The organism is Bdellovibrio sp. NC01 (genome assembly GCF_006874625.1).
Taxonomy (GTDB): Bacteria; Bdellovibrionota; Bdellovibrionia; order Bdellovibrionales; family Bdellovibrionaceae; genus Bdellovibrio.
Genome location: NZ_CP030034.1, coordinates 304,648 through 321,569, shown reverse-complemented (window position 1 = coordinate 321,569; position 16,922 = coordinate 304,648). Strand labels below are relative to the sequence as shown.

20 protein-coding genes are annotated in these 16,922 nt (G+C 43.8%); 6 read left to right on the top strand and 14 right to left on the bottom strand.

The genetic code is table 11. The features are described from left to right. The first annotated feature begins 31 nt into the window (after positions 1-31). Entirely contained in the window at positions 32-577 is a 546-nt protein-coding gene (locus DOE51_RS01650) for a 3'-5' exonuclease (protein ID WP_142694865.1), read from the top strand. Between the two features lie 2 nt (positions 578-579). Here DOE51_RS01650 and DOE51_RS01645 read toward each other — a convergent pair whose 3' ends face one another. The 6 genes from DOE51_RS01645 to DOE51_RS01620 form a co-directional block, all read right to left on the bottom strand. After that, positions 580-2,127 (bottom strand): MFS transporter, encoded by a 1,548-nt coding sequence (locus DOE51_RS01645; protein ID WP_210415555.1) that lies wholly within the window; start codon positions 2,125-2,127, stop codon positions 580-582. A gap of 2 nt (positions 2,128-2,129) precedes the next feature. Beyond that, positions 2,130-2,777 (bottom strand): dihydrofolate reductase family protein, encoded by a 648-nt coding sequence (locus DOE51_RS01640; protein WP_142694864.1) that lies wholly within the window; start codon positions 2,775-2,777, stop codon positions 2,130-2,132. A 22-nt stretch (positions 2,778-2,799) separates the two neighbouring features. Continuing rightward, a complete protein-coding gene (locus DOE51_RS01635) occupies positions 2,800-3,147 on the bottom strand; it encodes a hypothetical protein (RefSeq protein ID WP_142694863.1) in 348 nt (115 codons plus the stop codon). Between the two features lie 311 nt (positions 3,148-3,458). Then, the gene (locus DOE51_RS01630; RefSeq protein WP_142694862.1) at positions 3,459-3,845 is read right to left on the bottom strand and encodes a nuclear transport factor 2 family protein; all 387 of its coding nucleotides are present in this window, start codon (positions 3,843-3,845) and stop codon (positions 3,459-3,461) included. Between the two features lie 9 nt (positions 3,846-3,854). Then, positions 3,855-4,418 (bottom strand): dihydrofolate reductase family protein, encoded by a 564-nt coding sequence (locus tag DOE51_RS01625; protein WP_168196361.1) that lies wholly within the window; start codon positions 4,416-4,418, stop codon positions 3,855-3,857. Between the two features lie 27 nt (positions 4,419-4,445). Next, positions 4,446-5,393, bottom strand: coding sequence for an AraC family transcriptional regulator (locus DOE51_RS01620; RefSeq protein ID WP_142694860.1), 948 nt, complete (start codon positions 5,391-5,393; stop codon positions 4,446-4,448). Positions 5,394-5,563: 170 nt separating this feature from the next. Between DOE51_RS01620 and DOE51_RS01615 the strand changes: the two genes are divergently transcribed. Continuing rightward, complete coding sequence (locus tag DOE51_RS01615; RefSeq protein ID WP_142694859.1) at positions 5,564-6,649, top strand: aldo/keto reductase; 1,086 nt, start codon at positions 5,564-5,566, stop codon at positions 6,647-6,649. Here the strand turns inward: DOE51_RS01615 and DOE51_RS01610 are convergent. From DOE51_RS01610 to DOE51_RS01600, 3 genes are read right to left on the bottom strand one after another with little or no spacing between them, the layout of a single operon-like run. Then, on the bottom strand, positions 6,646-7,062 hold the full coding sequence (locus DOE51_RS01610; protein WP_371726578.1) for a DoxX family membrane protein: 417 nt from the start codon (positions 7,060-7,062) through the stop codon (positions 6,646-6,648). The two genes, DOE51_RS01615 and DOE51_RS01610, sit on opposite strands and share 4 nt — an antisense overlap. A gap of 8 nt (positions 7,063-7,070) precedes the next feature. Beyond that, the gene (locus tag DOE51_RS01605; RefSeq protein ID WP_142694858.1) at positions 7,071-7,445 is read right to left on the bottom strand and encodes a hypothetical protein; all 375 of its coding nucleotides are present in this window, start codon (positions 7,443-7,445) and stop codon (positions 7,071-7,073) included. A gap of 14 nt (positions 7,446-7,459) precedes the next feature. Next, the gene (locus tag DOE51_RS01600) at positions 7,460-8,194 is read right to left on the bottom strand and encodes an SDR family oxidoreductase (RefSeq protein WP_142694857.1); all 735 of its coding nucleotides are present in this window, start codon (positions 8,192-8,194) and stop codon (positions 7,460-7,462) included. A 203-nt stretch (positions 8,195-8,397) separates the two neighbouring features. Here DOE51_RS01600 and DOE51_RS01595 point away from each other — a divergent pair, with 203 nt between their 5' ends. Then, a complete protein-coding gene (locus DOE51_RS01595; protein WP_168196360.1) occupies positions 8,398-9,120 on the top strand; it encodes an ABC transporter substrate-binding protein in 723 nt (240 codons plus the stop codon). Here DOE51_RS01595 and DOE51_RS01590 read toward each other — a convergent pair. After that, positions 9,107-10,027, bottom strand: coding sequence for an alpha/beta fold hydrolase (locus tag DOE51_RS01590; protein ID WP_142694855.1), 921 nt, complete (start codon positions 10,025-10,027; stop codon positions 9,107-9,109). The two genes, DOE51_RS01595 and DOE51_RS01590, sit on opposite strands and share 14 nt — an antisense overlap. A 26-nt stretch (positions 10,028-10,053) precedes the next feature. Further along, the gene (locus DOE51_RS01585) at positions 10,054-11,013 is read right to left on the bottom strand and encodes a hypothetical protein (protein WP_210415554.1); all 960 of its coding nucleotides are present in this window, start codon (positions 11,011-11,013) and stop codon (positions 10,054-10,056) included. Positions 11,014-11,168: 155 nt separating this feature from the next. Here DOE51_RS01585 and DOE51_RS01580 point away from each other — a divergent pair, with 155 nt between their 5' ends. After that, positions 11,169-11,516, top strand: a complete 348-nt coding sequence (locus DOE51_RS01580; protein ID WP_142694854.1) for a GFA family protein — start codon at positions 11,169-11,171, stop codon at positions 11,514-11,516. Between the two features lie 19 nt (positions 11,517-11,535). Further along, the gene (locus DOE51_RS01575; protein WP_142694853.1) at positions 11,536-13,512 is read left to right on the top strand and encodes a S9 family peptidase; all 1,977 of its coding nucleotides are present in this window, start codon (positions 11,536-11,538) and stop codon (positions 13,510-13,512) included. Between the two features lie 56 nt (positions 13,513-13,568). Here DOE51_RS01575 and DOE51_RS01570 read toward each other — a convergent pair whose 3' ends face one another. Further along, positions 13,569-14,558 carry a hypothetical protein gene (locus DOE51_RS01570; RefSeq protein ID WP_142694852.1) on the bottom strand — a complete coding sequence of 330 codons (990 nt, stop codon included), beginning with the start codon at positions 14,556-14,558 and terminating at the stop codon, positions 13,569-13,571. Positions 14,559-14,591: 33 nt separating this feature from the next. Then, positions 14,592-15,530: a prolyl aminopeptidase gene (gene pip, locus DOE51_RS01565; RefSeq protein WP_142694851.1), complete on the bottom strand. Its 939-nt coding sequence runs from the start codon at positions 15,528-15,530 to the stop codon at positions 14,592-14,594. Between the two features lie 342 nt (positions 15,531-15,872). Here pip and DOE51_RS01560 point away from each other — a divergent pair, with 342 nt between their 5' ends. Further along, complete coding sequence (locus DOE51_RS01560; RefSeq protein WP_142694850.1) at positions 15,873-16,349, top strand: hypothetical protein; 477 nt, start codon at positions 15,873-15,875, stop codon at positions 16,347-16,349. Here DOE51_RS01560 and DOE51_RS01555 read toward each other — a convergent pair. Beyond that, on the bottom strand, positions 16,346-16,897 hold the full coding sequence (locus DOE51_RS01555) for a dihydrofolate reductase family protein (RefSeq protein WP_142694849.1): 552 nt from the start codon (positions 16,895-16,897) through the stop codon (positions 16,346-16,348). The two genes, DOE51_RS01560 and DOE51_RS01555, sit on opposite strands and share 4 nt — an antisense overlap. Between the last annotated feature and the right edge of the window lie 25 nt (positions 16,898-16,922).

Below are 16,922 nucleotides of genomic sequence, written 5' to 3'. Positions count from 1 at the left end.
ACACTGCTAAAAATGCGAACCAGCATTGTTTATGGATTATTCTACATTTCAGCTTCTATCTTTCCCTGGAAAGATTCATTTAATTAACACGAATCAAGAATTACACATCGTTGCGAATGCCCTGGCATCAGCAAAAGAATTTGGTTTCGATACAGAAACTCGTCCCGCATTCAAAAAGGGTGAAGTCTATCCGGTGTCTTTGTTGCAACTCGCGACAGACACTGATGCTTTCGTGGTTCGTTTACGTCACATCAATCATTTCGATCTGATCAAAAGTATTTTTGAAAATCCCAATATAGTTAAAGCCGGGGTCGCAATCAGAGATGACATCAAACAACTACAGAAGAAAGTTCAATTCAACCCGCATGGATTTATTGAACTGCAAACTGTCGCAAAAGCTAAAAACTTGGAAAATCTTGGTTTAAAAGGCATGGCTGAAGAGGTCCTACAGGGCACAATCACCAAAGGACCCAAGACTACAAATTGGGACGCGAGCGAATTGACTGATCGACAAATCCTTTACGCAGCAACTGACGCTTGGATCGGCCTTAAACTTTATCAAAAACTAAGCCTGTAAAACTAAGATTGCTCCCCATGTTCTGCTTCAAGCTGAACATGACGAAGCTTAGTAATGACCAAGAATGAAAGCACTGCCAACACGACGGCACCAATTAACATCACTGAGCTAAAAGATGCGGTGTAAGCCACTTTCGCTTGCGTGATTATATTATCACCTGCAGTCCCAGCTGATTTTGCAACTTCAATTGCATTTTCTAAAGTAGTCGCCGCAGTTTTCTTAATTTCCGGATTTATATTCTCCAAAACTGCGTTCGTCATCTCTCGACGATAAATAAACGTTCCGATACTTCCTAAGATCGCGATACCCAGCGCACCGCCCATTTCATTTCCCGTTTCAGAAATAGCCGCAGCAGCACCTGCTTTTTCAGGTGGAGCACTATTCACAAGCATGTTCGTTGTAAACAACAAGACTGGGGGCGCTCCAAATGATTGCAGTACTGTTCCAAAAATCATCAAACCCAAATCTTGAATGCCATTCACTCGAGAGATTATGAAGAACGCGACAGTTCCTAAAAACAACCCAAACGACATGATGTAAGCAGGTTTTATTTTCTTCGCTAGCAAAGGTGATAGAGAAGAACTTAAAATCATCGCAAACGTTGACGGCAGCGACCATAGCCCAGCAACCAAAGGCGAAAATCCCAATACCAACTGCATATATTGAGTTTGGAAAAGAAAAGTTCCGAAGAAGATCGACATCGTCAAAGCGTTCGTCAAAATCAAAGTATTAAAGGTAAAATTCTTGAACAGATTTACATCCACCAAAGGATGCTCAAGATGTTCCTGGCGACGAATAAATATCGCACCCAAAACAAGACCTGCGAGCAAGCTGATAACTGAAAGGGATTGAAAGCCAGTCTCTGCGAATTTTTTTAAAGAAAAGATAATCAATAATATCGCTGTCAGCGATAAGGCCGCGCTGATTAAATCTATCTCGCCGCCATTTTCATCTTTGAACTCTGGTAACAGCTTCGGTGCAATCAGCAACAGAACAATCATAAATGGCACGTTGATCAGAAAAACCGATCCCCACCAAAAATGTTCAATCAATGCTCCGCCCACTAAAGGGCCAATCAAGCCCCCGATAGAAAAACTCGTGCCCCATAAACCAACCGCTTGGGCTCGTTGTTTAGGGTTACGAAAAAGCACACGTATCAAAGACAAAGTCGACGGTGCTAACGTCGCACCCGCAATGCCTTGTACAGCGCGCATAAAAATTAGCATCTCGGCACTTTTAGAAAAGGCTGCGATGGCAGATGTAATGGCAAATACACCACTGCCAATTAAAAGAATTTTCCTACGCCCGATTCTGTCTCCAAGAGTGCCCATCGTAATTAAAGCACCAGCCAGAAAGAATCCGTAAATATCAACAATCCATAATAGTTCAGAGGCGCTGGGCTTTAATTCCAAACTCAGCTGCGGAATCGCAAGATTTAAAACCATTAAGTCCATCGAATAAAGCATGCATGGCAATGCCAGAACTAGCAGTCCAATCCATTCTTTCTTTGTTGCATTCGGGGATTCATTTAAAGTGGCATTGAAATTCAAATTTAACTCTTCTTACTAAGGATAACATGCGTGGCGTTTTCTGTATTCACCTTCTCGGTGACAGAGAATCCTAACTTCGGCATATCAATTCCCGCAAGCAAACTTTCACCCGTTCCAAGATAAATCGGGCTGTACACCAAATGCAATTCGTCGATCAAGCCCGCTTGTAAGTACTGACGAACAGTTTGGACACCACCGCCGATGCGAACATCTTTACCGTTTGCAGCTTCTTTTGCTTTTTGCAGAGCAGACTCAATACCGTCAGTGATGAAATAAAAAGTTGTTCCACCCTCCATGACGAGCGGCTCGCGCTTATGATGGGTAAGAACAAAAACAGGCGCATGGTAAGATGGATTTTCACCCCACCACCCGCGCCATTCGTCGTTAAGCCAAGGCCCGCGAACAGGGCCGAACATATTTCGCCCTAAGATCCATGCGCCGACGTTTTTGAAGGACCGTTCAGCAAAAGAGTTATCTACGTCTTCAACACCATTGCCATCGCCGTACATACTTTGGAAAACTTTTGTTTTGAAAAACCAATTATGAAGTTCTGTGCCTCTGACACCCAGAGGATTTTCCAGACTTTGATGAGGCCCCGCACCGAATCCATCCAAAGAGACTGAAAACGCCGCGACTCTGACTTTGCTCATGACCCCTCCGTGCTAGAGCGAACTATTTATTTTCGCAAGTATAGTGGCCTTCAGGGCCCATGCCGATAGAATTGCTAGTTGCTGTCAAAACACCTTGAACTTCTGTCACATGCAAACCAATCAAACCACCTTGGCTATCCGAGAAACTGGCCTTACCAGAAGCCTGATCATATACACGCGCTGGAATAGTAAGGCTTTGACCGCTGTTGTCTGAGATAGTCATAGTTGCGTTAGCTGAGTTCGTAAAATCCACACTGATCACTTCTGTTTTGTCTAAAGCTGTACAAGTGACTTTGGGACCAATCTGCGCTTGAGAAACCAAAGCTGATAAAATCGTGCCCGCAAAGACCATAGAGGCTAAAGTTTTCATAAGAAACTCCTGTATTTTTGATACCGTTTTAAAGACCAAATTTTCCAGAGGTCTCATAATGCGAACCTCGTTCCAATGTCACGTACAAATAAATCGCTCTAATGACAAAAGAGTGAGTAAGAACTTTGCGAAGTGCCAAATTAGATCGATTTAATTCCTCTAAAAATAAGCTGTAGGTTTCAAACGAGAAATCTTGCTCGTTTTAGAAAGCTTGACAAAAAAAGTAGTGTTCCTGGAAACGAAGGATCTTGTGGCAAGACGTCGAACAGCGTTCGCCTCAAAATTCAAATCGAGACTCGCAGCTAAGAGACTTATTGTTCAGCCCACTTCAAGGCCTTTTCTTTTTCTAGAAAAGATTGAAAGTGTGAGATCTTGCCATTTTTAAAAGCGAATCCGTCGGCGACGTGACCATCGATCCAATCGGTTTTGTCTTTCAGTCTAACGTGAACATGCACCAGAACTACGAACTTATCGCCAACGTTAATGAATTGTTCTGGGTTACAGCTGCCCTCTGCCCAAGTACCACGGGCAGCTGTGAAGTGCGCCAATATTGCCTCTTGACCGCGATAAGTACCTGATGCCGGAAAACCTTCGGGCTCAACTCGCACAATGTCTGAATCCATAAGATTGATCATCGCAGGAATATCATTACGGTTCAGTGCAGAGTAGAACTCTTGCAATACTTCGGTCTCATTCATGTCAATCACCTATTCTGGCTTGTAGACGTTGATCATCGCACCTGTGCTGAAAGCTTTTGTCTCTAACAACTTTAAATATAAAGGCTGATCGAGCTTTTCGAAAAGATGAAATCCTTTGCCAACCGCCAAAGGATGAGTCGCAAGCCAGAATTCATCCACCAACCCAGTGCCTACTAAATGCTGTGCAAACTCAACTCCGCCGTGAGCGATTAGATCTTTGCTTGTTTGCTTTTTAAGTTCAGAAAGTCCAAGGGCTAAATCACCAGTCATCACCTTGGCATTCGACCAACCTTCAGCATTCGTGACAGAAGAAGGATCAAAACCTTTACGTGAAAATACAATCTTAGGAATCTCATTCATCTTCTGCGCGATCGGACCCGGAGCTGTCGGCCAAAAAGAAGATAACTGACTGAATGCCTTTCGACCCATTAAATGCGCCCCGGCCTGACTAATCTTTTCAGTAAGCCAAGCTGCACCTTCTGGACTGCGGGTTTTCCCAAAATCGACTTTGCTTTCAGATGATTCGATAAATCCATCAATCGAAACCGAGATTCTTAAAATCAATTTTCCCACAAGACCTCCACAAGATGTAATACGCAATTAGACCACAGTTTCTGTATTCGCCAGATCTGAATTTAAAATTTTCTTTTTGTCAGTTGCTGGCGGCTTACCAAACAGTCTACGGTATTCGCGATTAAACTGCGTGACACTTTCATAACCAACTTGAATGGCACTGCTCGCTGCATCCATATCTTCTGCAATCATCAAACGACGTGCTTCGTGCAATCGCAATTGCTTTTGATACTGAATTGGACTCATCGTCGTGATTTCAGAGAAATGACGATGGAACGTCGATACGCCCATATTCGCCATTTTTGCTAAATCATCGATAGAAAGCTTTTTTTGAAAGTTTTCACGAATCCAGTTCACAGCTTTACTGACACGATTTGTTTGTGAACCAAATTGCGCAAATTGACGAAGACGATCTCCACTCGGTCCTGATAACAGACGATACAGAATTTCTCGTTGGATCAGTGGTGCAAAAATCGTAATGTCTTTTTTCTGCGATGCTAAAGTGGCAAGTCGCAGAATTGATTCCATCAAATCTAAAGTCATCGGACGAATCGCGATGGCAGGTTCGGAATGCTCGATGGGCATGCCAGAAATTTCCATCTCTGCGATGATCGAGCGGATCATTTCTAGGTCTAAGCGCATGGCAAATCCCGAATAAGGAATTTGTGGGCTTGCTTTAGCAATCGAAACGATCGTAGGAATTTCAATACATGTTAAGAGATAGTGTTTGTCGTCGTAAGTAAGATAATCTTTTCCGATAAGAACTTTTTTGCGCCCGCGCACACAAACACAAAGACTCGGTTCATAAATATGTGCGGTCGGTGGCAATGGTGACGTTGTCATCGCCATGCTGACACCAGGAATGGCCGTGACATACGTCTGATTTTTTTCAGCAAAATCTGCAATCACTGCTTCAAGGCGATCGCGAACTGCCTCAAGCTCTTCTTGTTGAGATAATTTGGCAACTTTACCCATACTTACATCCCTATGTCTTTCTAAATACTATCACAAATTCTCGGGATTGGAATACTTAGACATGGTAGTAACTATTGCTGGCGAGAGAATTAGGCAATAAGTGTAGAGAATCAGGCTCACGCTAAACAGGCGGTCGAAATACACTGATTAGGCACACAGAAGGAGTTTTTATGTCTCTTAATAAATATATCACATTGGGAAAATCAGGTTTGCGTGTAAGTCCTTTGGCTTTGGGAACGATGACGTTCGGCGAAGACCTTGGATGGGGATCAAGCGTTGAAGAATCAAAGCAGATCATGGACCGCTACTTTGAACTTGGCGGCAACTTCTTGGATACCGCGAACTTCTATACGAAAAGCCATTCCGAAAAAATTATCGGTGATCATGTAGGTCGTAATAAATCTCGCCGCGATCGTTTGGTTATTGCAACTAAGTTCAGTGGCAATCTTTATCCGGGCGATCCAAACGGAGGCGGTTCTAGTCGTAAAGCGATTATCGAACAAGCAGAAAACTCTTTACGTCGCTTACAAACAGATTACATCGATCTTTACTGGCTTCATAACTGGGACATCCATACACCGATCGAAGAAACGATGCGTGCACTTGACGATTTGGTTCGCGATGGCAAAGTTCGTTACGTCGGTGTTTCCGATACGCCTGCCTGGAAAATTGCTCAAGCAAATATGATTTCTCATTTCCGCGGATGGAGTGCTTTCATCGGCATGCAAATGGAATACTCGTTGCTTGAAAGAAGTATTGAACAAGAACTTGTTCCACTGGCTCTTGAATTCGATATCGGCATTACGCCGTGGTCCCCTTTGAAAAGCGGCGTCTTAAGCGGCAAGTACACGCGTAAAAACGCGGGTCAACAAACTGCAGATCGCGCGGCGTTCATTGATGGAATCTGGACTGAAAAAACTTATTCAGTTATCGACGAATTACAGGCTATCGCACAAAAACACGACAGCACTCCAGCACGTGTGGCTTTGGCGTGGGTTCGCGCTCAGCCAGGTGTAACTTCAACGATTATTGGCGCACGTCGTATGGCGCAACTTGAAGACAACATCAAATCGCTCGATATCACTTTGACTGCGGATGATTTAAATCGTTTGGATGCTTTGACGAAACCTGTTTTTGGTTTCCCACAAAATATGCAACCCATGTTCCCTGCAATTCATAATGGTGGAACAACAGTGAATGGAGTTTCTGCAGAATTGTCTCCGTTTGTTATCGGAAAAGATGACAAGCCTTACTAGCCTTTTCGGAAGGAGGACAACCTCCTCCTTCCATATTCCCACCCACCCGTAGACCACAAGGCCCACACAACTAAGACCGGCTGGAAAAATAAACGAATCAAGCGAGCGGTGTCGGAATTTAATCCAAACGCATCGATGTGATAAATGTATTGATTGATATTGCCAGGAAAGACCGCGACGAAAAACAACGCGCCAATAATTCCGACTTGCGCTTTGTATTTACCTAAAACAATAAAACTCAGCCCCAGAATGATCTCAACCACGCCTGAGGCAAGCACCACAAAATCGGGATCGAGTGGTTGCCACTTTGGAACTTGCGCTAAAAATTCGGTGCGAAGCCAGGTTAAATGACCGACTCCCGCATACATCAAAAATACACCGAGCAATATCCGTAATACCAGTTTCACTTTCACAGTAAGACCTAGCGCGGAACGCAAGTGAAGTTATCGTACGGCACTGCTTGCGTTGGCACACCTGATTTGGGATCAAGCATTAACAAGTCAAAACGGCGACCCACTTGTTTGATCACCGCAAGGTATTGTGGGAATGGACTGTCGACAGAGATCTTTCCATTCGTAGTGACAACCTCTTTCCAGCCGAAATCTTGAAGATTGTTATAACCGACCATGACTTGCAAGCGAGTGCGATACACTGACGTCGCACTATCGCCCTGAATTTCGTACTTGAAAAGCATATCCATATCCGGAGCAGAGCCGCGGCAGCGAACACTCACTTGCTCGGCACTGGCAGAATAAGAAATAAGAATTCCAAGTAACGAAATTACGAAATGCTTCATGGTCACCTTACCAACTAGGGATTCATCTGTTTAAAGATAGTATCAGTTGCCTGCTTAACTGCAAGCCTGCGAGTTTCCGAAGATTCATAACCGAACTCTTCATCGCCTTGTTCCAGATGCTTCATGCAGTGATCCGCGAACAAATTCAAATCCACACCATGGTTATGCAAGTTCTTACCGCCCAGATCGGTATTCACGGCTGGTGGCGCAATCTCGACAACTTTAATTGGTGTTGCTTTCAATTGATGGCGCAAAGTCAGAGTGAATGAATGCAATGCCGCCTTCGTCGCACAATAAGTTGGGAGGAAATAGATCGGTACAAATGCCAACCCCGAAGTGACATTAATGATAAACGGATTTCTTTGCCCTAATAGATGCGGAATAAAAAGCATCGCCAAGTGCATAGGTGCTTCAAGGTTCGTGGCGATTTCCATTTCATGTTTTGACCAGTCCTGTTTTTCGGTCAATGGCGGCAGGCGATTCTGAATGCCGGCGTTGTTAATGACGACATTCAAGTCAGGATACTTCTGTATAATCTCACTCACCAACTCTTCGCGACCATGAGCCGTCGAGATATCGGCTTGTAATGGGATAAGTTCGGGACAGCTTTTCTGTGCCTCTGCAAGTTGTTCCGCTCTACGCCCGCAGATGATGACCTTGTTTCCGTTCTTAGCCAGACGACTTGCGAGTGCAAAACCGATTCCGCTTCCGCCACCCGTGATCAGAATTGTATTGCCCTTTAGTTCCATGATGCCCTCCATCCGCGATATATGTACCTCAACAATAATTTTTAAAACGCAATCGTGCAACTTCGGTTGCCCTGTATTTCGACTTGCGTGTTACACTTTGAATTATGCTGAAGGTGTTCGCTCTGACGTTATTACTATTCTTTCTTATTTCCGCGTCAACAGGATGGAGCGCAGATAAAAATCCTTGTCGGCGAGTTTTTCGTGTGGGGGCCCTAAATAACGAACCGATTTATTTTCATGACGATAAAGGAGTCGTTCGCGGCGTTCTTATCGAACTTATTGATGAACTAAAACGTCGCACGGGCTGCAATTTCGATCCTTCGGAATCCACACGACCGATGTTGGTAGCAAGCTTGCGCTCGTCTGCGATTGATCTGACTCTTATTTCCATTAAAACTCCAGTCATGGATCAAGTCGCAAGTTTTATTCCGATGTACTTAGGAACTCGGGCGATCGTATTGGCTCCGCAATACGCGAAGAAAAAGACAACGCTTGCTGAAGCACTCAAAGACAAAAAAATTATTTTCGGATCATTCATTGGAGCTACCGGTTATTACAAAGCGAATGAAATCGAACAGCTACGCAAAGAGCAGCGCCTGGTAGAGTTTTACGATTACTCGTCAATGTTCGCGGCTTTAAAAAAGGGGAAAATTCAGGCAATGATTAGCTCCTATGTAGTAGGCAGCTATTTTATGGTACAAATGAAATTGACAGACTTTTCTTTTACTCAAGATAAATCGGACTTCACGCCAGTAGGTTCTTACTACAACCCTAAAAGACTTCGCGGCGATGAAGTCCAAATGTTTTCAAAAGTCTTTGATGACATTGTGAAAGACGGAACGATGGCTAGAATCTACATGCACTATGTTCCCAAAAAGTACGTAGAACAAAGCTTCGTTCCGCAAGATTTTACTAACGCGCACTAATTCGATCACTACCCGCTAAAAACTTTTGAAGGGCTGCAATCGTTGGCTGGGGCGCTTCTTCCATAAGCCAGTGACCGACATTTTTTAGAACCACACTTTCAGATTGTGGTGCCACCACTTTCATTGTCGCTGCCAACTCATTACCCAATGCTTTATCCCCACCAATTGAAAGAACCGGCATAGGAAGTTGTTTTTTCGAAAGCTCTCGATTGTCCTTCGCATCTTGCGGGAATGCCGCAAACCACGCCATGGCCGCTTTCATGTGGCCAGGAGCCGCGTATAATTTGGTGAAGTAATTCTTATGTGATTCTGGGAAAGTTTTTGGATCGGCAGAAAATGTGGTCCATAGATGATTTAGATAAACTTTCTCGCGACCCTTCACAAGATTTTCTGCGCTGGCACCATGAAAACGAAAATGCCAGATATCTGGACTGTTATAAATGTCATCGCCGGGTCCAACACCAGGAACGAAAGCATCAAGAACTGCAAGCTTGGAAGTTGCAGCAGGATATTTTGCAGCAAAAGCATAAGCGACCATCAAACCAATATCGTGCCCCACGATATCAGCCTTTGCGATATCATAGTGATCAAGTAACGCTTTAATATCCGCTGCCATTTCAACTTTTGTATAACCTGATTCAGTGACTTCACTTAAACCACCACCGCGCAGATCCGGCACAATGACAGTGTAATTTGCAGAAAGAGCTTTCATCGCTGGTTCCCACCACAAGGCGGTTTCTCCCATTCCATGAATCAAGACGACGGGAGTGCCCGTTCCGCCTTTATAGACGTTCATTTTAAATCCATTGATTTGAATCTTTTCTTGCTTAAATCCTTTAGGAACATCGATTGCGTAAACGGAATGCGCGAACAATGTTACCAACAAAGTCAGAACCATTTTTTTCATAGTCGATCCTTTTTATTTTTATGAATTTAGAATGAACAAGCTAAACCAAAAGAGTATCCGGTTACATCAACACCAAACATATAACGAGCCACTAAACGTGTGCGTGTCACCCAGACCTTATAAGCACTCGAATCCAACTCGACGCCCAAACCCACCGACGTCAAATAATCAAAACCAAGTACGCCGGCTTGATCGCCCATATAATGCGAAAGTGATCCTTCAAGTACGTAGCGAAATGGTTTCTGCAAAACCTTCCACTCATCAATCGGTGCGCGATAACGATAATAAAGACTGCCGGTACTAGAATCGGAATAACCTTTCACCGAGGTACTTCCACCCATCGTTTGTAAATGAATATAAGAATATCGGGCTTCAAAATCGATATCATGTGCATCAGGTGCGTGAAATTCATAATCAAGCATTAACGATCCACCCAAGCCACCGACCGTCATTGAACCACCATCAAGAAACTCGATTTCTCTACCTAAATAGGCTCCAACTAATGCAGAAGCGATTTTCATATCACTTGTCACTACACCAGCTGCCATATTAAAAATCGGACGGATCGCCCAATGTTCCGCAATCATAAAGTCATAACCGATACCGGCCTGCAAAGTTCCTGATGTCCATTTCACTGGAATTTTTCTTTCATCAGTACCATTGCTGGCAATAAAGACCGGATCATATCGGCTGTACGCCACCGCGCCTTCCAAATAAATTGGAAAGTCTGTGCTCATAGTGGCTCCCCCACCGATCTGTGACATCGCGATCTGCGGGTTTCCGGTATTCGCATTGCTGATGGAAAGAGAACTCGAAGCCAAATCCGGAATCGCGGAATAAGACATCAACGCTAAGACCGCGTTCGCTTGTTTGCTTGCGTCGTCTTGGCTGCGAAGCAAAGCGTGACCTGCGTTCATTTGTAAAAACGCGATCAAGAAACAGAAGCACGGCATTAAATAACGAGCTTTAAAAAGGACTCCGCCCATAACTATTAAAGATAATCAAAATATACATTATTACCTGTTTTGATTCGGTCATCTGCTATCAATCATGATTGAGTGTCTAGTTAGATCTACAAAAATATTGCTCATTAACATGCACCACCTGCACAATAAACCCTCAACCAACAAAAGAGGATCTTATGAAGCACACAGGTGGCTGCCATTGCGGCAAAGTTCGATATGAAGTTGATATCAACGTTGCAAATGCAATTAGCTGCAATTGTTCGATTTGCATGAAGAAAGGCACTTTGCTTGATTTCGTGCCAGAAGAAAACTTCAAACTTCTTTCCGGTGAACAAGATCTTACTCACTATCATTTTAATAAAAAAGTCATCGATCATTCATTCTGCAAACATTGCGGAGTGCAAGCCTTCGCAAAGGGCAAATCACCGGATGGCAAAGTCATGGCCGCAATCAATCTGCGCTGTCTAGACAATGTTGATCTTTCAAAACTTAAAATCCAAGAAATCAACGGCAGAGACTTCTAAGACAACTGGAGAAAACATAATGAAGAAAATGATTCTTCCCGCGCTGGTAACGGCCCTGATCGTAGCAACTGGCTGTCAAACGGCGACTAAAACGACGAAAGTAAATCCCGACTATATTCCGCGCGAGGTTCTATTTAGTAATCCCGACATCGCGGGAATCAAAATCAGCCCAGACGGCAAATACGTTGCCTTCCTTAAAGAACACAATGGCGTCTTGAACGTTTGGTCACAAGAGTTCGGCAAACCTGAAACTTCAAAACCTGTAACAAACGATTCTAAAAGAGGCGTCTTTAATTACAATTGGACGTACACAGCAGGCACAATCATCTTCACCCAAGACGTTAGCGGCGATGAAAATGACGGGCTTTTCACTGTAAACGTCATTACAGGTGAAACCAAAGAAATCACAAAACCTGGTAAAGCGAAAACGGACGTCGCCGAAGTTAGCTTCCAACGTCCGAACGAAGTTGTGATCATGACCAATGCACGCAACCCCCAGTACTTCGATTATCAAATCCTCAATTTAACGACTAAAAAGACTGAAGACCTATTTACGAACAAAGATAACTTCGCAAGCATCGCCTTCGATAAGCAGTACAATCCCGTTATTGCCTCGAAAGCAAATGGCGACGGCACATCAACGTATTTCTTGTGGGATAAAAAATCTCGCTCTTTCAAAAAGAAATTCGTGGTGCCATTTGAAGACAGCATGAGCACGGCTGTGGCCGACATTTCATTTGATGGCAGCAAAGTCTATCTTGTCGATAGCCGTAAAAGAGACAAAGCCGCATTGATCGAATGGAATTTGAAAACGAACAAACAAAAAGTTCTTGCGACAAATAACAGAGCCGACATTGATAACTTGTTCTTGCATCCTAAAACTGGAGCCTTATTAGTCGCTTCTGCAACGTATTTGAAAAAAGAACTTCAGTTCTTTGATATGGATTTCCAACAGAACTTTGAATCGTTGAAGAAACAATTAGGTGAAGACATTTCCGTAACGTCCATGAGTTTTGAGGGTGACCAATGGGTTGTGACTTCAACGGCTCCAGATAAACCGGTCACGTTCTATTTCTACGACGCCAAAGCAAAGAAACTTGGCGAACCTATGGTTGGTCGTAAGTCACTACAAGCCTATGCGGATCGTTTAAGCCCCATGACTCCGGTAGAAATCAAATCGCGTGATGGTTTGACTTTGGTTTCTTATCTGACACTTGCGAAAAAGCCTGTGGATAAGTCTTTTGTGCTTCTTGTGCACGGTGGTCCTTGGGGGCGCGATTCCTACGGATACAATTCAATGCACCAGTGGTTTGCAGATCGAGGCTACAACGTCTTGAGTGTGAACTTCCGCGCATCGACTGGCTTCGGTAAGAAATTCTTGAATGCGGGCGATTTGCAATGGGGTCGCAACATGCACAATGACTTGATCGATGCCGTTAACTGGGCCATAGCGCAAGGTTACGCAGACTCTAAAAAAGTAGCGATCGTCGGTGGCTCTTACGGTGGTTACTCGGCTCTTGCAGCAGTCACATTCACACCTGATGTCTTTGCTGCATCCGTTGACATCGTCGGTCCTTCAAACTTAGAAACTCTTTTGAAGTCAGTTCCGCCTTATTGGGAAAGTTTTAGAACGACACTTTACAAACGTGTTGGCGACCCAAGAACAGAGCAAGGTCGTAAGATCCTGTACAACGCTTCGCCATTGCACTTTGCGGATAAAATCAAAACACCGTTACTGATCTTGCAAGGTGCAAATGATCCACGCGTGAAAAAAGCCGAAGCCGATCAAATCTATAACTCGATGGTTACTAAAAAAATTCCTGTTGAGTATGTGTTGTTCCCAGATGAAGGACACGGTTTCGCTAAAGCTTCGAATAACATGGCCTCTAACGCCATCATCGAAGACTTCCTTGGCAAATACTTGAAAGGCCGCGTGCAGCCATTCGGAAGCCAAGTTAAAGATTCAACTGCACAGTTCATCACTCAACCGCAGTAAAAACAAAAAAGCCGGAGTCCCCTCCGGCTTTTTTGCTTCCAGATAAATATTTTCAATTAGCTTCTACTATTTCTCAAAAATTCATTAACTCCCTTTTTTAAATGCTCTCCCACCTGTTGAAGGTTATCTGGTGGAACCAAGGAAAGTTTAATTTCATATTCACCAGGCGTTCCATTTTCTACAATTCCTCGCAAATCAGCCCAAATCCTATCCACTTGGTCAAAAATTTCTTTCGTCCAACCAAGCATACCATCTTTAACTTTTAGATATTCGTCCGGAAATTTGGTGAATCTTAAATCCTTTTCCCACTCGAGCATTCCAAGACAAACTTCAACTAACTTATCAGCTGACCTTTTAATTAATACCATGTCACTCGGAACTCCGGGTGGGGCCCATCCTTTTTGCAACTCTTCGTTTATTAACACATTTAAAAAATGAAGCACTGTTTGTAGGTCGTCAATTTTCAGCTGAAACCATTCAGGGACTTTACGTCCATCCAAAATTTTGGTTGGGCGATAAACAAGCCCACGCCTCAAGTCGTCATACTCTGTCTTTATATGCATCATTTTCGATCTTATTAATTCGATCGTAAGAAGTAAGTGCCAATGCTTTGGTTTATCGATGACAATCTGCTTCGCTAATGGAGATTCATTTTCAAAAGCACGTATTTCATTGTCGATGATCTTGCTCTCCAAGCCATTAATCTGCTCTAAGATCTTTCTTTCATGGTTTCTTTTCCATGAATAAAGAAGCTCTACCGTAAATTTTTTCTCATCAGAATCGATTAATTTCCCACAAGTTCTGCAAAGCCAAATACCATTAGTTATACTAGCGCGCTCGAGTGGAGACATTAATTCATCATATCGTGCACTACCGGGATTCGCGCCTCTAATGTGAGAAGCCTCACCGATATTTATAGAATCATCTTCGTCTGAATGTGGCCCTGAAGTAATTTTTCCACAGAATGGATTGCTACAGACCGAAGCTGCTCTTTTCTCAAGAGTTTCTTTATCAGATTTATTAAACCGATTTGGATCCATTGGCATTTATTTAGCCCCATCTCATTTCAATGATTTTTTTCAATTGATAGTTAATAAAGTAACCGCTTTGGAAATCTCATTTCCCATAATCTTGCCGCCATGTCCTTCTTCTTCGATGACAACAAACTTACTTCCGGGCCAAGCCTTGTGAAGTTGATAAGGTGTCGACATCGGCGAGCTGATATCGCGACGACCGTGAATAAGAACTGCAGGTATATGAGTGATACGCCCTAAATCTTTTCGGATACTATCACCTAAGAATGCGGCACTTCGCCAGTAATGAACCACTAAGGTCGCAAAAGGCACCGCGAATTTTAAATCTTTGAACATCGGATCAGGCTGATAATCGGGTTTTAAGGAAATGTGCACGTCTTCCCACGCACACCAATCAAGGGCCGCTTGATCTCGAACAGCTTTATCGAAGGAAATCAGTTTGCGATAATAAGCATCGATAATTCGTTCACCCGTTTGCGCTCCAGATGCTTGCGCAAACTTTTCCCACGCTTCCGGAAAAATACGTCCCATATCTTCAACAAGCCATTTTACATCTTCTGCACTTGTCGTCGTCACGGCCGCCAGAATAATTCCGCGCACGCGATCAGGATGAGCAATCGCATAAGCTAATGCCAACGTCGTTCCCCACGAAGCACCATAGAGCAACCAATCTTTTACACCTAAATGCTCACGCAACTTTTCTATATCTGCGATCAAGTGTTGAGTTGTGTTCGTGGATAAATCAAAATCAGCATCACCAACGCCAGGACGACTGCGACCGCAGCCTCTTTGTTCGAACGATACGATCATAAATTTCGCGGGATCAAAGTGTTTGCGATAGCCACCACTGATTCCCCCACCAGGACCACCATGCAAATACAGCGCGGGTTTTCCTTTAGGATTGCCAGAAACTTCCCAATAAATTTCATTGCCCTCGCCGACTGACAAAAATCCAGATGTATAAGGTTCGATTCCTGCAAACATATTCACAACGATAAGGATGCGCGACTACGAACGTCAACAGAAGGCTCATAAACAAATTTCGAGAACGACATCTATGTCGTTTAGGCGAACCTTAACAGCTTGAAGTCGCTGCTTGAAAAATCCTAGGACTAAGATCCAGCTTCGCTTTCGTATCTTTGCCGATTTTTTATATTCGCGATCAATTCTGAGACACTTTTGACCCGTTTCTCGACGTAATTCTAAGTTTGGAACACATATATCACTAAATTTTGTTAAATGAATTTAGCTCGCTAATCTGAATGAACGGGAACTGATGGAATCGTCAAAGCTTGGTCGAGTGGTTGCCTTTCAGGCAGTGACACAGTGACTGGCGGAAATCACTACAAAGTAAATATAACTTTCAATAGTGGTGGAAACTACAACTCGAGCATCGAATGGTATACCGGCGGTAGTTGTTCAGGTTTGCCGATCACAGTCGTGTACGGAACTTCGGGCACTTACAATGTAGGCAACACGATTTCAGGAAGCGCGAAACAGATTTCCTTTGTCGTAAATAGTTCTTACGTGATGGCGGGTTCCGTGACAGTTCAATCAGCATTCAATAGCGATTGTGGTGGTACAAGTCCGTACAGCTCAGGCACAAGCACCGGTGCGAATGGTGTTGCGAAATCATCATACATGATGTCATGCCTGAACATGGACTTCCCGAATAGTGGGAATAAGAACGTTGAAAATATCGCAACTTACGACGGGACTGTTCTGACAATCGGTGCGCCAGATCCAGGCCTTCCTGGCGCGTTCAATACGCCTCCAGGTTCTGCAACTCTGCAACTTTACTAATAGCGAACTTCGTATTTAACTTCGACCATCGTTCCACCAATGATGTCTGTCTTCAATAGCTTCATTGGTGGATGAATTCTTCGAGGAAACAATGGCGCCCCACCATCTAACGTGAGCGGCGCCATTTGCCAGACAACCTCATTCAATAATTTGGCATCGTAAAATTTAGCTGCGAGTTCTCCCCCGCCGACGATCCAAATATTTTTTCCAGCGGCTGCCTTTATCATTTCCGCATGAATTGGCGTGACATCACCTTGAACAAAACGAATATCAACACCGTCAATACCTTTTAATTTTCGTGTGGTAAAAACCCATGTCGGCACTTGATACGGCCACGCATTTCCTTGCGCCATGTGATTGTCGAGCATCCACTGATAAGTGGTTGAGCCCATACAAATAGCGCCCGTGTTTGCAATCAACTCTTTATACGACGAAATTTCAGCGACCTCATCACCCCCACCGAACTGAAAAAGCCAATCCAGTGAATTGTTCTTATCGGCGATGAATCCATTCAAACTTGTTGCGCTATAATAAATCGTTTTAGCCATGCGCCGATTCTAAAACAAAAAACCG